We start from the raw sequence: 16037 nt of genomic DNA, 5'->3' as shown, positions 1-16037 counted from the left end.
GTGCCTTTTTAAGAAAAGGCTCGCGGGACGGAGACGACGTCGATTATTCGTCAAAGGAGGACCTTATGCCGAACCTCAAGCAAGTCGTCGACGTGCTGGAAACGCTGTATCCGCTGCGCTACGCCGAAGAGTGGGACGAGCCCGGTCTGATCGTGGGCGATCTGACGCGCGAGGTGCATCGCATCGCCTTCGCCGCCGATCCCACTTGGGCCATCGTCGAACAGGCCGTCGAATGGCAGGCCGACCTGCTGATCACCCATCACCCGCTGTTCTTCCGTTCGGTGCACGAAGTGTCCGGACTGGGATTCCGCGGCGAGATCGTGCGCACGTTGAACACCAACGGCTGCGCGCTGTGGGTGGGGCACACCAATGCCGACGCCGCCCATCGCGGTGTGGGCCAGGCCGCCGCCGACCTGTTCGGTCTGGTCGACCAGCGTCCGCTGGTGCCCATCAGCGATCCCGCATCCGAGCATCCCGTCGGATTGGGCCGCGTCGGCAGGCTTGCCGAGCCGATGACGCTGCGTAGGTTCGCCCAGCGCGTGTTCGAAGCGCTACCCATGCGCACCGCGTACGGCATCCAAATCTGCGGCGATGACGACGCGCCCGTGAACACCGTGGCCGTGCTTCCCGGCTCCGGAGACTCGCTGTTCGATGAAGTGCGGGCCGCCGGCGTCGACGTGTATGTGACCAGCGACCTTCGCCACCATCCCGTCACCGACGCCATCGAACAGGCGCGCTACGAGGCCCGCATGCGCGGTCAGGGCGTCGCCTTGGGGCAGGGCGACGCGCATGTGCGCCCGATGTTCATCAACACCCCGCATGCGGCCATCGAATCGATGTGGTTCCACTACGCCATCGACGACGTGCCCGCCGCCATCGCGCAGGCGACCGGTGGTACGGTCGAAACCAACTGGCTGCGCGACAACACCGACCCGTGGACCCGCGTCATCACCGCGGACGGCGGCGCGCTGAACTAGTCCGGAAGAGGCTCCGATCATGACAGCGACGACGAACGATCCCACCCGCACGCAGCAGACGGCCGACGGGGGAGCGCTTGACGGCATCGACATGACGGTCCCCGCGGTGGTGGAATCCAGCGAAACCGTCTACCGAGGTGCGGTGTTCCGCGTGGACGACATGACCATCGCATTGGCCGACCGGCGCGGCGGGCGGCATATGATCCGCCGGCAGGTGATGCGGCACGCGCCCTGCGTGGTCCTGCTGGTGCATGACACGGCCGCCGACCGCTATCTGCTCGAACGCGAATACCGTGCGGGCAGCGACCTGTTCGCCTACGGGCTGCCCGCGGGACTGATGGATGACGGTGAGGAGCCGATGGCCGCGGCGATGCGCGAACTCGCCGAAGAGACCGGCGTGGTGCCCGACGAGCGCGAACTGCGGGTCGATCTCGTGGGCTCGTTCTACTCGTCCGAAGGCATGGCCGACGAACTGGCCCACATCATGGTGCTCCATCTGGGCGCATGGCGTCAGGAGGAGCGGCATTTCGACGGCGACGAATACGTGGAATCGTCCTGGGTGAGCTGGGACGAGCTGCGCGGCACCCGCATCACCTCATCCAACGGCATGATCGCCATTCAACACGAAGCCCTACGTCGGCTGCGCGACGCGTCCGCGCACGCCGCCGACGACTCATATGACACCCGCAACATTCCCGAACGGCCGCGCCCGGCCGAGGAAGGTGCGATACTGGAATAATGCAAATCAGACCCGGCTCCATGTATCCGCTCGGCGCCAGCTACGACGGCGCCGGAGTGAATTTCGCTCTGTTCTCCCAAGTCGCGCAGAAAGTCGAACTATGCCTGTTCGACGAGCACGACAACGAGACCCGCATCGAAATGACCGAACAGAACTCGTACGTCTGGCATAATTACCTTCCCGGCATCCAGCCGGGCCAGCGCTACGGATATCGCGTCTACGGCCCCTACGATCCCGCCCACGGCCACCGGTGCAACCCGAACAAGCTGCTGCTCGACCCGTACGCGAAAGCCATCGAAGGCAACATCGACGGCCACGAAAGCCTGTTCTCCTACGATTTCTCCGATCCGGACAACGACGGCCTGATGAACGACATGGACTCCACCGCGCACACGATGAAGTCCGTGGTCGTCAACCCCTACTTCGACTGGGGCAACGACCAGCATCCCGGCATTCCCTACCATGATTCCGTGATTTACGAGGCGCATGTGCGCGGCATGACCAACCTGAACCGCGAAGTGCCGCCGGACATCCGCGGCACCTACGCCGGCCTCGCCTACCCGTCCGTCATCGAATATTTCAAGCGGCTGGGCGTCACCACCATCGAACTCATGCCCATCCACCAGTTCGTCAACGACTCCTTCCTGCAGGAGAAGGGGCTGAGCAACTACTGGGGATACAACACCATCGGCTTCTTCGCGCCGCACAACGCCTATTCCAGCTCCGGAGCGCGCGGCGAACAGGTCAACGAGTTCAAATCCATGGTCAAGGCCTACCATCGCGCCGGCATGGAGGTCATCCTCGACGTGGTGTACAACCACACCGCCGAAGGCAACCATATGGGCCCCACCCTGAGCTTCCGCGGCATCGACAACTCGTCCTACTACCGTCTCGTCGAAGGCGACCAGCGCCACTACTTCGACACGACCGGCACCGGCAACTCGCTGCTTATGCGCTCGCCGCACGCCCTGCAGCTCATCACCGACTCCCTGCGTTACTGGGTGACGGAAATGCATGTGGACGGCTTCCGCTTCGATCTGGCCGCCACGCTCGCCCGCCAGTTCCAAGAGGTCGACAAGCTTTCCGCCTTCTTTGACATCGTCGAGCAGGATCCGGTGCTGAGCCGCGTCAAGCTCATCGCCGAACCGTGGGATCTGGGATCCGGCGGCTACCAGGTGGGCGGCTTCCCCTCTAGCTGGTCGGAGTGGAACGGGCGCTACCGTGACACCGTGCGCGACTTCTGGCGCTCGCAGCCCTCCACCCTGCCCGAGTTCGCCAGCCGACTGATGGGCAGCTCCGATTTGTACCAGATGAACGGACGCCGCCCGGTCGCGTCGGTGAACTTCATCACCGCGCACGACGGCTTCACCATGAACGATCTGGTGAGCTACAACGACAAGCACAATATGGCCAACGGCGAAGGCAACCGCGACGGCGAAAGCAACAACCGTTCGTGGAACTGCGGCGTCGAAGGACCGACGAACATCCATGACGTGAACGACCTGCGCGCCCGCCAGATGCGCAACATGTTCTCCACGCTGCTGTTCAGCCAGGGCATCCCCATGATCTGCGGCGGCGACGAGGTGGCGCGCACCCAGCAGGGCAACAACAACGCCTACTGCCAGGACAACGAGATCTCGTGGACCGACTGGAACGCCACGGAAGACAAGAAGGACCTGTTCGACTTCGTTTCGAAGCTGATTCATCTGCGTCTCGACCACCCCGTGCTGCACCGCCGTCGTTTCTTCTCCGGGCGCGAACCCGGCGACGACTCCAACATGATTCCGCAGGTCGAATGGTTCGACCACACCGGCTCCATCATGGATCTCGAGGACTGGCAGAACACGCATGCGCTGTCGATGATGATCTACCTCAACGGTTCGGACATCCCCGAAACCGACTGGTACGGCAACCGGATGGTCGACAACGACTTCATCCTCATCTTCAACGCGCATTACGAGCCGATCCAGTTCACACTGCCGGAGGAACGTTATGGGCGCAAGTGGAAGCTCATTGTGGACACGAACAACCCCAAGGGGCCGGAACTCAACTATGAGGCCGGATTCGCGATCACCGCGCAGTCGCGCAGCTTCCTGATGCTTATGGGCAGCAAAAAGCCCGAGCAAAAGCAGAATTACTGAGCGGACAGCCGCGTTTGCGAGGCTGCGCGCTGCGCTGAGCGTCCAATGCGAGTGATTCGGGTCCGCCCGTTTCACTCGCCTTTTTGTTGTTGGGCATGTGCACGATGCGCGTCCGACTGCGAAAACTGAGAAAAAAGAGGGGCGGAATCGTTGAGATTCCGCCCTTTCGGTCGGGCTGACAGGATTTGAACCTGCGACATCCTGCTCCCAAAGCAGGCGCGCTACCAAACTGCGCCACAGCCCGTTTGCGCCATACCACGTACGGCACAAGGAACCATTGTAGCGGATGTTTGGACGAGGACACGGGTACAATGGACGACCGTCACCGTCACGTATGGAAGGAAGGGGAGGTATGGGTCGTCATCAGCGCGTCGAAACCGCCGGACTCATCTCCTTTCTGATCTGTGCGGTGGCATCCTATGCGGCGATGAACGCCTTTCTCTCCTATGCGCCGGCCATCTGGCAGGTCACGCAACGTCGGTTCATGGTGTGCTCGGGCATCGTCGCGGCCTGCGGCGTCATTTCCTTCTGCATCGGATACGCGCGCCAGTCGCATTCCTGGAGTCTGAAGAACGGCTGGCTCACGCCGATCCGCCGAGTGTTCGAGATCCTTGCATTGTCCGTCGTGTACGCGTCGACGATTTTCCTCTCGTCCTTCGCGCTGATCAACGCGGTGAACGGGATGATGGGCGTTTCGATGTTCGCAGGCTATCTGCCCGCCGCCTGCGCGGGATTCTCCGGCGTGGTCGGCTATATGACCTTCGTGCAGGCGGAGCTGATGAACGCGAAAACCATCGCCTCGCTGCTGCCGTTCTTCGTGATCTCCGGCGTATGCACGGCCGGACTGACCACCGACGATCCGGAATGGTACTACTGGAATTTCTCCCGGCTGGGGGACAGCACCACCTTCGCCGCGCGCATGTTCAACTCCACGCTGATGCTCGCTGGCACCTGCGTGATCATCGTCAGCTACTTCGCCATCTCCGAACTCATCACCACCGAACGCCTGCAGCGCATGTGGCATCAGCGCCACCACCGCGACGCGGACGGCAAACCCGTTTGGGAGATCAAGCATTTCCGCGTGCGCATCGCCATCCTGTCGGTATTGCTCACGCTCTCCGGCCTGGCGTTCATCGGCATCGGCGCGTTCCAATACACGCCGCATAAAACGATCCATAACTTCTTCGCCAAAGGACTGCCCGTGCTGATGCTGGTGCTGTTCCTGCTGCTGCCGTGGCTGGCGCCGCGTCTGTCGAAGGCGATGGCCGTGGTCTCCGACCTCAGTCTGCTCGTATGCGCGGCATTGTGGACCAACATGATTATGGGGCACGACACGCTCACCAACGTCGAAGCTGTGGCGGGCATGCTGTTCCTCGGCTGGTTCATCGTGTTCTCGCGGCAGATCGCCGCCATCGAGGCCGACCGCGTCCAAGCGCAGCTATTGCACGCGCAGGCTTTGGAGGGCGGGCTCAACGAGCCGGATGGCGTCGAAGCCGTCGAATCGCGTATCGCCTCCGACCGATGACGGTCCACCATCCACATGCTGCGACACCTCAGTGGATTCTTGGAGTATGCGTTATAGTGAATAACGGCGTGTTTTCAAGGAAAACCACCTAAAAATTTAGGTATGCGAGTGTCGAGTCAGGGAGGGTGATGTGCGATACGGCAGACAGGACGAGCTGATCAGCGAGGCGGATATTGAGGAACTATTCGCCGATCCCCTCAATCCTGCGTCTTTTGATCGACTCGTCGCGCCGAGGCCCTTGCCGAAGAAACCATGGAACGGGCAGATTCTCGCTGTGCTCACGGCCATCGTGGTGATTGTGGTGTTGGTGGTCCTCATGGTGGTGCGGCCGTTCAGTTCCGTACGGGCGTCGCATTACGCGCAGGCGTCGCAGCAGACGACCACGATGAGCGAAAGCTATATGGAATCATCCGCCGCGTTCACCGACGCCTATTCGTTCCTGTACAGCAACGAGATCGACCCCTCTGCGGTCGACGCCACAAACCTGACCACAACGGTCGCGACTTTTGACGAACAGGTGGACGACTTCGCCGACCTGCGCGCGATGAACGATCAGGAAGTGGCCAGCTCCTACTCCAACTTCCAACGACAAGCCAAGCAATACGTCAAACTGATGAACGCGCTCGCCGATTCCGCCGGCACGTTGGCGCAATCATCCGCGGTCTGCGTGGCGACTCCCACAGTCGTCGAGGGCGATGCGGATTACTACGAGCAATACGAAACCTATATCGCGAACTGCCGGTCGAATGTGGAGACGCTGACGCAATCCGAAGCGTCCGTCCTGCAGGAATACGCGTCCACCACCGTGCAGACGCTGGATCAGATGACCGAGATCATCAACCAGATGCGCGCGATCGGCGACTTCTCCACGGCGGCCAGCGCCGAATATCTGGAACTCGCCGAGTTGGAGGACCAACTGATCGGCCTCGACGCCGGATATGGCGCGTTGAACGATTTCCAAGTCGATCTGCAACAGGCCGTGGAGAATGTGAACCCCATGGAGATGCTGCAGGAGCTGAATACCCTGTTGGGTGACAAATATCAGGAAAAGAGCGAGTAAGTGCGGGTTTTCCGCACGACTTACGACTTACGACGGAGGATCATAGCGAGATGACGAATACCGAGACTTCCCCCAACACCGCCGCCGACCTGTGGCCCGCTCCGCATCCCACGCGCGCATTGCAGGCCATCGTCACCATTCCCGGCAGCAAATCCCTCTCGAACCGCTACCTCATTCTCGCGGCGTTGGGCACACGCCCCGTGACCCTGCGCGGTCTACTGCGTTCACGAGACACCGACCTGATGATCGCCGCCCTGGAAGCGTTGGGCGTGCGTTGCGAGGCCGACGCGGACGAGCCGACCACCGTGCGCGTGACGCCACCCGAAACGGGGCGCTTCCACGGCGACGTCGACGTGTTCTGCGGACTGGCCGGCACGGTGATGCGTTTCGTGCCCGGTCTGGCGCTGTTCGCGGATGGCCCGGTGCGTTTCGACGGCGACGAGCAGGCGTACGCGCGCCCCATGCAGCCGGTGCTGGACGGTTTGGAACAATTGGGCGCACAGGTGACCTATCACGGCGAGCATGGACGCCTGCCGTTCACCATCACACCGAACGGCACGTCTGTGAAGTCTGAAACATCTGGCGCGCAGTCGGCCCGGACCGTGTCCATCGACTCGTCCGGATCCTCGCAGTTCATCTCCGGCCTGCTGTTGGTCGGCTCACGCGTGCCGGGCGGCTTGGAACTGCACCATACGGGGGAGAAGACGCCGAGCCTGCCTCATATCCGCATGACGGTGGCCGATCTGGCCTCATCCGGCGTGCAGGTCGAGGCTGATGAAAACGCACGTGTGTGGAAGGTCGCGCCCGGAGAGGTGCAGCTGCCGCACACGGTGGTGGTGGAACCCGATCTGTCGAACGCGGCGCCCTTCCTCGGCGCGGCGCTGATCGCCGGAGGCACCGTGCGCGTGCCGAATTGGCCCGAGGAAACCACGCAGCCGGGCGGCCTGCTGCCGGGATATCTCGAACGCATGGGCGCGCAGGTGTCGTTCCCTCAAGAGGATGACGTGCGGTATTGCGAAGTGACCTCCACTGGCGCGATCCATGGTTTGGGAGATTTCGATCTGACCGCGGCGGGGGAGATCGCGCCATCACTGGCAGCGATTCTCGTATTCGCGGACGCGCCGACGCGCATGCTCGGCATCGGCCACCTGCGCGGCCATGAGACCAACCGTTTGGAGGCGTTGGTCAACGAGATCACCCGCGTGGGCGGCATCGCGCGCGAACTGGAACAGGGATTGGAAATCACACCGGTCGCGGCCGAATCGTTGCACGGAGCGGTTATGCAGACCTACGCCGATCATCGTATGGCTACCTTCGCCGCGATGCTGGGCCTGCGCATTCCCGGCATCGAAGTTCGCGATGTGGCCACCACGCGCAAAACCCTGCCCGATTTCGTGGGCATGTGGACCACATTGCTGAGCTGAAAAACCACTGCCAACCTCGGGAAAACGAGTTTGGTGTGTCGGGCTGTCGAGCCTCACGCATTTAAAACGATTGATTCTTGAGTTTGGTGTGCGAAATCGCCTCGATTGGGCGAAGCCGACACACCAAACTCGTTTTCCCCCTTGATGGGAACAGGCGAAACGAGCTGAAAGACATATAGGGAGGCCTCCCGCACTCGTGAGAGTGGGGGAGGCCTCCCTATTGCTGTTGGTCAGCGTGTATCAGCGGTGGGCTGATCAGGCGATCTTGTTGCCGTAGGTGTCCTCGCCGGCTTCCGCGATGGCGGCGGACTTGCGGGCGATGGCCAGCTCCTCGTTGGTCGGAATCACGGCGATGACGATGGAGGAATCCGGAGTGGAGATGATGCGCGGTTCCTTGGAACGGGTCGCATTCTTCTCCAGATCCAGCTTCACACCGAACGGGGCGAGCTTCTCGCACACGCGGGCGCGCACGATGTCGTCGTTCTCGCCGACGCCGGCGGTGAAGGTGATCACGTCAACGCCACCCATCTGGGCGGTGTAGTTGCCGATGTAGCCGACGATGCGGTGCACGTAGACGTCGAGGGCCAGCTTGGCGTCCTCGTTGCCTTCTTCGATCTCGCGATGAACTTCGCGCAGATCGCCGTAGCCGGTCATGCCCATCATGCCGGAACGCTTGTTGAACAGGGCATCGAGCTCGTCCACGTTCATGTGGGCGTTGCGGATCAGGTGGAACACCACGGCCGGATCGATGTCACCGGTGCGGCCGCCCATCATCAGGCCCTCGAGCGGGGTCAGACCCATGGAGGTCTCAACCGGCTTGCCGGAGATTTCGGCGGAGGCGGAAGCGCCGTTGCCGATGTGCAGCACAATCTGCTTGAGGCCCTCGGCCGGCTTGCCGACGATGTCGGGCACCACGGAGGAGATGAACTCGTGGGAGGTGCCGTGGGCGCCGTAGCGACGGATGTGGTAGCGGTCGGCGATCTCCTTGTTCAGCGCGTAGGTGCTGGCTTCCTTGGGAAGCTGGAAGAAGAAGGAGGAATCGAACACGAAGACCTGCGGAACCTCGGGCAGGAGAGCGCGCATGACCTCGGCGCCCTTGGCCTCAGGGCCGTTGTGCAGCGGGGCCAGCACGGCCAGATCCTTGACCTGGTTGATGGTCTTGTCGGTCACGAGGGCCGGGTTCGGGAAGATGGAGCCACCCTGCACCACGCGATGGCCGACGGCGACGATGCCGGCCTCGCCCAGGCTCGGGCCGTACTCGTCGAAGAAGCCAAGCACGCGCTTGAGACCCTGCTCGTGATCGTGGATCGGCTCTTCGAGCTCGTGCTTCTCGCCGTTGTACTCGTGCTTGTAGTGGCCGTCGACCGGTTCGCCGATCTTCTCGACGAGGCCGGAAGCGAGACCTTCGCCGGTCTCGAGGTCAACCAGCTGGTACTTGATCGAGCTGGAGCCGGAATTGATGACAAGGACGGTTTTCGCCATTGTGGGCATCCTCCAATTGTGATGTGTGATTTCCGCTGGAACACGGATTACCAAGTTCCAGACTACTCTTTGCTTACTACATTTCTTTCTTTTTCATACGTTTCGAGTGGGTGGCGGAGCGTGTCTTTCTCTCGACACGCTCCGCCACCCACGGTCAACGTATTACTGCGCTTCGATGGCGGTCAGGGCGACGGTATTGATGATGTCCTGGACGAGGGCGCCACGGGACAGATCGTTCACCGGACGGTTGAGACCCTGCAGCACGGGGCCGACGGCGACGGCACCGGAGGAACGCTGCACGGCCTTGTAGCCGATGTTGCCCGCGCACAGGTCGGGGAACACGAACACGTTCACATGGCCGGCCACATCGTTGCCCTTGGCCTTAGAGGCGGCGACGGTGGGGGACCAGGCGGCGTCGAACTGGATGGAACCGACGACGGCGAGTTCGGGGGCCTTCTGCTTGACGATGGCGGTGGCCTCTTCGACGATGTCCACATCCGGGCCCTTGCCGGAGCCGAGCGTGGAGTAGGAGAGCATGCCGACCTTCGGTTCGATGCCGAACGCGGCGGCGGTTTCGGCGGACTGGATGGCGATGTCGGCCAGCTGCTCGGCGTTCGGGTTGAGGTTGATGGCGCAATCGGCGAACACGGCCACATGGTCCTTGAAGCACATGAGGAACGCGCCGGAGACGAGCGACTGGCCGGGCTTGGTCTTGATGACCTGCAGGGCGGGACGCACGGTGTTGGCGGTGGAGTTGATCGAGCCGGAGACCAGGCCGTCGGCCTTGCCGAGCACCACCAGCATGGTGCCGAAGTAGCTGGCGTCGGTCAGGGTCTTGCGGGCCTGCTCCTCGGTCATGCCCTTCTTGGCGCGCAGCTCGCACAGCTTGGCGACCATCGGCTGCAGCACCTCTTCGTCGTCCATGGCCTGGAAGATGGCCTTGTCGAGGCTGTTCAGCCCGAGTTCGGCGCCGCGGGCGAGGATGGCGTCCTTATCGCCCACGATGATCAGATTCACGATATCGCGTTCGAGCAGGTAATCGGCGGCCTTGATGATGCGGTCCTCTTCGCCTTCAGGCAGCACGATGGTCTTCTTGTCAGCCTTGGCCTTGCCCAGCAGGCTGTACTGGAAGGCGTACGGGGTGAGGGGGGCTTCGAAGTCGGCTTCGAGGGCGGCGAGCACCTCGGCGGCGGGCGCGTTCTCGGCGAACGCGGCGGAGGCCTTTTCGGCCGCGCCTTCCTCGTCGAAATCGACCTTCGGCATCACCCACACCGGAACGTCGCCGGCGAGGGCTTCCTTGAGCGGGGCGACCTGATCGGATTCGGCACCGGTGATGAACAGGCCCAGCACCTTGGTGCCGGCCTTCTCGACGGTGGCGACGCAGGCGTCGACGGTGGCCTTGACCTGCTCGGGTGTGCGGTTGATGGTGCACACGGCGAGGAACACGGGGGACTTGAGATCGGCGGCCACGTCGGCGTTGAACGCGAACAGGTCGGGATCGTTGATGGGGGACTTGTCGGTGCCGACGATCACCATCGCCTCGGCGGCGGACTCGGCCGCGGCGGTCTCGTACGCGGCGACGATATCCGCACGGGAGCCGTCCTTGTCGGCGCGGGCGCGCTTCGGACACACGCCGGTGGCCTGCTCACGGGACTGTCCCGCGTTGGCGGCGGCGAGCAGCGTGTCGGTGAAGGTCTCCTTCTTGCACACGGCCGGACGGAACACGCCGGTCTTCTTGGCCGAGGCCAGGGCGTTGACGACGCCGAGCGCGACGACGTTGCGGCCGTTGGCTGCTTCGGGGCTGATGATGGTGACGCTGGTAAGACTCACGTTTTGTCTCCTCTGTTGCGAACTTCTGTGTGACCGCTTTGCTCACACCACTTGCCATTGTAGACCGCGCTTGCTCGTGCACGCTGGGTGTCGCCACGAGTTGCGGTGTGTGATGCATCACAGTTCATAGAAAAAGGCCTTCCGGAATAATCCGGAAGGCCTTTTTCTATCGCTTAACCGAAGTCAGCGGGAGTGAATCACTCGTTGTCGCCGGCGGTGGCGGCGGTGGCGGTGACGGCACCCTGCTTGTCGGTCTTCACATCGGAGTACACCCAGTCGGTGTAATCCGGGTGATCGTAGCCCTTCTCGACCGCGAACTCGAAGGCTTCCTGACGGAAGGCCTCAAGCTCGTCGATCTTGGCGGCGTACTTCTCGGCGTCGATCATACGCAGAGCCTCGGCGACCAGTTCGTAACGATCGATGTTGTTCACGCGAACCATGTCGTACGGCGTGGTGGTGGAGCCCTGCTCCTCGTAGCCGTGGACATTGAAGTTGTCGTGGTTCGGACGATCGTAGATCAGGCCTCGCACGTCGCGGGCGTAGGAGTGGTACGCGAACAGGACCGGCTTGTCGGCGGTGAAGATCTCAGCGAACTCCTCGTCGGACAGGGCCTCGTTGTTCTCCTTGGCGGACTGCAGCTTGATGAGATCCACCACGTTGACGACCTTGAACTTGATGCCCAGCTCGTTGAGCTTGTCGGCGGCGGCCATGATCTCCTGAGCGGGGACATCGCCAGCGGAGGCAAGCACGATCTCGGCTTCGTCGTTGGAGGCGGCGGTGGAAGCCCACTTCCACTCGGCGGCACCCTTGGCGAGCTCCTCACGGGCCTCGTCCAGGGTCAGCCAGGTGGCGGCCGGCTGCTTGCCGGCGATGATCGCGTTGATCATGTTGGTGGACTTGTAGCACTTCTCGGCGACGGCCAGCAGCATGTTGGAATCCACCGGGAAGTAGATGCCGATGACGTGGTCGTTGTTGAAGCACTTGTTCAGCAGCACGGAGGTCACACCCGGATCCTGATGGGAGAAGCCGTTGTGATCCTGACGCCACACGTGCGAGGAGACCAGCAGGTTCATCGAGGAGATCGGCTTGCGCCACGGGATCTCACGGACGGTGGCCTCGAGCCACTTGGCGTGCTGGTTGAGCATGGAGTCGATCACGTGCACGAAGGACTCGTAGGAGCTCCAGATGCCGTGACGGCCGGTGAGCAGGTAGGCCTCGAGGAAGCCTTCCATCTGATGCTCGGACAGCTGCTCGGTGACCTGACCGGTGACGGCCATGTGCTCGTCGACCAGCTCGGAGAGGTAGCCGGCATCCCACTGCTTGTTGGTCACCTCATAGGCGGCCTGCAGACGGTTGGAAGCGGTCTCGTCCGGTCCGAAGATGCGGAAGTCGTCCGGGTTGTTCTTGATGATGTCGCGGGTGTAGGTGCCCAGTCGACGGGTGGCCTCGAGCTGGCCCCAGCCGTGGCCGAACTCCTTGACTTCCTTGACCTCGTAGGCGTCGAGCTCAGGCAGGACCAGATCCTTGCGGATCACGCCGCCGTTGGCGTTCGGGTTGGCACCGATACGCAGCTCGCCTTCCGGCATGAAGGCGGTCACGTCGGCCTTCACGGCGCCGTTGGCGTCGAACAGCTCTTCCGGCTTGTAGGACTCGAGCCAGTTCTTGAGGACCTCGAAGTGGGCCTCGGTATCGCGGGCGGAAGCCAGCGGCACCTGGTGCGAACGCCAGGAGCCCTCGGTCTTCTTGCCGTCGATGTACTTCGGGCAGGTCCAGCCCTTCGGGGTGCGGAAGATGATCATCGGGTAGAACGGACGATGCATGTCGTCGGTCTGGGCCGCGGCCTTGATGTCGCAGATCTCGTCGAAGACGGTCTCGAACAGCTCGGCGAAGCGACGGTGGATCGACATGTGATCCTCATCGTCGAAGCCGGCGACGAACTCGTAGGGCTCGTAACCCATGCCGTGGAAGAACTCGTGGAGCTCTTCGTCGGAGATGCGGGCCAGCAGGGTCGGGTTGGCGATCTTGTAGCCGTTGAGGTGCAGGATCGGCAGCACGATACCGTCGGTGCGCGGGTTCACGAGCTTGTTGGACTGCCAGCCGGTGGCCAGCGGGCCGGTCTCGGCCTCACCGTCGCCGACGATGGCGGGCACGAAGAGGGACGGGTTGTTCATCACAGCGCCGTAGGCGTGGGACAGGGCGTAGCCCAGCTCGCCACCCTCGTGGATGGAGCCCGGGGTTTCCGGAGCGTAGTGGGAGGGGATGCCGCCCGGGTAGGAGAACTGGCGGAAGAACTTCTGCAGACCGGCCTCGTCCTTGGTGATCTTCGGGAAGGTCTCCGTGTAGGTGCCGTCGAGGTAGGACTGCGACGTACCCGCCGGGCCGCCGTGGCCCGGGCCCATGATGATCACGGTGTTCTGGCCGTGGTCAGCGATGAGGCGGTTGATGTGGCCGATGAGGAAGTTCAGGCCCGGGGTGGTGCCCCAGTGGCCGACGAGACGGTGCTTGACGTCCTCGCGGGTGAAGGGCTCCTTCATCAGCGGGTTGCTGCGAAGGTAGATCTGGCCGATGGACAGATAGTTCGAGGCGCGCCAGTACTTGTCAACGCCTTCCAGGGCTTCCTCGGAAACCGGGGTGTCCAGCTTCTTCCAGGGGGTGCCAATAACAGGATTCGTCATGTGTACTCCTGTACTCCTGCACTGTGTAGTGCTGTTGGTTATTATGGTTCGGTTGCGAGCCCTAGAAACCGTGTGGTTTCGCGGATTCTCACTCCCAATCGCTCCCAATCCTACGGGGACAACACGACTTTTGGCAGTTTTTTTGCATGTGTGTTCGAAAATGATGCGTTTTCTGCGCATTTTGTGCGATTCGGCCGGATGATTGTCCATATTGGATTTTGCTCTGAAGAGTGTGAGAATGGCTCTATGTCAACGAAAACCGGCTATCGAACGCGTTTGTTCACGTTCGTTTCGAGATGTGAAGATTCGGCGTGTTGTGGCGCGGCTCGTATGGGTGTTGTTCGTTTTGCGAACACGCGCGTCGCCTTTCGATGCCTTGTCTCGTTGGCCGACGATAATCGTTGGGTTACACCTTAAGAACCATCCCGATGAACGTTAGGGGAATACCAATGGCAAACGGTCCTGTGCTCGTCGTCGACTTCGGCGCCCAGTACGCCCAGCTCATCGCCCGCCGCGTGCGCGAGGCGAACGTCTACTCCGAGCTGGTGCCCCACTCCATGCCCGTCGACGAGATGCTGGCCAAGGATCCGAAGGCGATCATCCTGTCCGGCGGTCCGGCCTCCGTGTTCGAGCCCGGCGCGCCGACCATCGACAAGAAGGTGTTCGACGCCGGCGTTCCGGTGCTCGGCATCTGCTACGGCTTCCAGGTCATGGCCCACGAGCTCGGCGGCGACGTCGACAAGGCCGCCCTCGGCGAATACGGCAAAACCCCGACCGCCATCGACAAGGCGGAGGGTCTGCTCGCCGACTCGCCGGCCGACCAGAACACGTGGATGAGCCACGGCGTGGCCGTCAAGCAGGCCCCCGAAGGCTTCGAGGTGCTCGCCCACACCGAAGGCGCGCCCGTCGCCGCCATGCAGGATCCCGCCCGCAAACTCTACGGCGTGCAGTGGCATCCCGAGGTCAAGCACACCCCGCTCGGCCAGAAGCTTATCGAGACCTTCCTGCACGAATGCGCCGGATTGGGTGATGACTGGGACGCCTCCAGCATCATCGAGGACCAGGTCGCCAAGATTCGTGCCCAGGTCGGCGACGCCCAGGTCATCTGCGGCCTGAGCGGCGGCGTCGACTCCGCCGTGGCCGCCGCCCTCGTGCACAAGGCCATCGGCGACCAGCTCACCTGCGTATTCGTGGACCACGGTCTGCTGCGCAAGGGCGAGGTCGAGCAGGTCAAGCACGACTTCGTCGAAGCCACCGGCATCAAGCTCATCGCCGTCGACGCGGCCGACGACTTCCTCGAGGCATTGAAGGGCGTCTCCGAGCCCGAGCGCAAGCGCAAGATCATCGGCGAGAAGTTCATCCGCACCTTCGAGAAGGCGCAGCGCCAGGTCATCGCCGAGGCGGGGGAGAGCGGCAAAGAGGTCAAGTTCCTCGTGCAGGGCACCCTCTACCCGGACGTCGTCGAATCCGGCGGCGGCGACGGCGCGGCCAACATCAAGAGCCATCACAACGTCGGCGGCCTGCCCGACGATCTCAAGTTCGAACTCGTCGAGCCGCTGCGCACCCTCTTCAAGGATGAGGTGCGCGCCATCGGCACCGAACTCGGCCTGCCCGACGAAATGGTCTGGCGCCAGCCGTTCCCCGGCCCGGGCCTGGGCATCCGCATCATCGGCGAGGTCACCAAGGAACGTCTCGACCTGCTGCGCGAGGCCGACGCCATCGCCCGCGAGGAGCTTTCCAAAGCCGGTCTCGACCGCGACATCTGGCAGTGCCCGGTCGTGCTGCTGGCGGACGTCCACTCCGTCGGCGTGCAGGGCGACGAGCGCACCTACGGCTCGCCGATCGTGCTGCGCCCCGTCAGCTCCGAGGACGCCATGACCGCCGATTGGTCGCGTCTGCCCTACGATGTGCTTGCCGCGATCTCCACGCGCATCACCAACGAATGCCGCCAGATCAACCGCGTCGTGCTGGACTGCACCTCCAAGCCTCCGGCAACCATCGAGTGGGAATAATGAAATTGGCGGTTGTTGGTGTATAGATTCACGATAGTGGGAAATACATCCCGATAAACGCAATATTTGCTATGTGGGCTCCAATCGGAAGATTGGAGCCCATATGCGTTTGTTCAAAGCTGCGAGGTGAGCATGAGGCGCGGCGGCAATCTGGAGTGCGACTTCATCCTGC

At 62.6% G+C, this 16037-nt stretch carries 10 protein-coding genes and 1 tRNA gene; 7 read left to right on the top strand and 4 right to left on the bottom strand.

The window, feature by feature from the left end:
• Positions 1-65 precede the first annotated feature (65 nt).
• From AC1AV0_RS00715 to glgX, 3 genes are read left to right on the top strand one after another with little or no spacing between them, the layout of a single operon-like run.
• Complete coding sequence (locus AC1AV0_RS00715) at positions 66-977, top strand: Nif3-like dinuclear metal center hexameric protein (RefSeq protein WP_476570614.1); 912 nt, start codon at positions 66-68, stop codon at positions 975-977.
• A 19-nt stretch (positions 978-996) separates the two neighbouring features.
• On the top strand, positions 997-1716 hold the full coding sequence (locus AC1AV0_RS00710) for an NUDIX hydrolase (protein WP_476570613.1): 720 nt from the start codon (positions 997-999) through the stop codon (positions 1714-1716).
• A 20-nt stretch (positions 1717-1736) separates the two neighbouring features.
• Positions 1737-3857, top strand: a complete 2121-nt coding sequence (gene glgX, locus AC1AV0_RS00705) for a glycogen debranching protein GlgX (protein WP_476570909.1) — start codon at positions 1737-1739, stop codon at positions 3855-3857.
• 170 nt (positions 3858-4027) lie between these two features.
• Here glgX and AC1AV0_RS00700 read toward each other — a convergent pair.
• A tRNA-Pro gene (locus tag AC1AV0_RS00700) sits at positions 4028-4101 on the bottom strand.
• A gap of 108 nt (positions 4102-4209) precedes the next feature.
• Here AC1AV0_RS00700 and AC1AV0_RS00695 point away from each other — a divergent pair.
• The 3 genes from AC1AV0_RS00695 to aroA all read left to right on the top strand — a co-directional run bounded on the left by AC1AV0_RS00695 (position 4210) and on the right by aroA (position 7866).
• Positions 4210-5382, top strand: coding sequence for an ABC transporter permease (locus AC1AV0_RS00695; RefSeq protein WP_476570612.1), 1173 nt, complete (start codon positions 4210-4212; stop codon positions 5380-5382).
• A gap of 130 nt (positions 5383-5512) precedes the next feature.
• Positions 5513-6442 carry a hypothetical protein gene (locus tag AC1AV0_RS00690; RefSeq protein ID WP_476570611.1) on the top strand — a complete coding sequence of 310 codons (930 nt, stop codon included), beginning with the start codon at positions 5513-5515 and terminating at the stop codon, positions 6440-6442.
• Between the two features lie 50 nt (positions 6443-6492).
• On the top strand, positions 6493-7866 hold the full coding sequence (gene aroA / locus AC1AV0_RS00685) for a 3-phosphoshikimate 1-carboxyvinyltransferase (RefSeq protein WP_476570610.1): 1374 nt from the start codon (positions 6493-6495) through the stop codon (positions 7864-7866).
• Positions 7867-8121: 255 nt separating this feature from the next.
• On the opposite strand, the gene AC1AV0_RS00680 is transcribed toward aroA, so the two are convergent.
• The 3 genes from AC1AV0_RS00680 to AC1AV0_RS00670 all read right to left on the bottom strand — a co-directional run bounded on the left by AC1AV0_RS00680 (position 8122) and on the right by AC1AV0_RS00670 (position 13853).
• Complete coding sequence (locus tag AC1AV0_RS00680; protein ID WP_476570609.1) at positions 8122-9348, bottom strand: acetate/propionate family kinase; 1227 nt, start codon at positions 9346-9348, stop codon at positions 8122-8124.
• A 162-nt stretch (positions 9349-9510) separates the two neighbouring features.
• The gene (pta, locus tag AC1AV0_RS00675; protein ID WP_476570608.1) at positions 9511-11178 is read right to left on the bottom strand and encodes a phosphate acetyltransferase; all 1668 of its coding nucleotides are present in this window, start codon (positions 11176-11178) and stop codon (positions 9511-9513) included.
• A 197-nt stretch (positions 11179-11375) separates the two neighbouring features.
• Positions 11376-13853 carry a phosphoketolase gene (locus tag AC1AV0_RS00670; RefSeq protein ID WP_476570607.1) on the bottom strand — a complete coding sequence of 826 codons (2478 nt, stop codon included), beginning with the start codon at positions 13851-13853 and terminating at the stop codon, positions 11376-11378.
• 449 nt (positions 13854-14302) lie between these two features.
• On the opposite strand from AC1AV0_RS00670, the gene guaA reads away from it, so the two are divergent.
• Positions 14303-15865 (top strand): glutamine-hydrolyzing GMP synthase, encoded by a 1563-nt coding sequence (guaA, locus tag AC1AV0_RS00665; protein WP_476570606.1) that lies wholly within the window; start codon positions 14303-14305, stop codon positions 15863-15865.
• Positions 15866-16037 lie beyond the last annotated feature (172 nt).

This window comes from Bifidobacterium sp. LH_558 (genome assembly GCF_056356295.1).
This window is presented reverse-complemented; position numbering and strand designations above follow the sequence as displayed.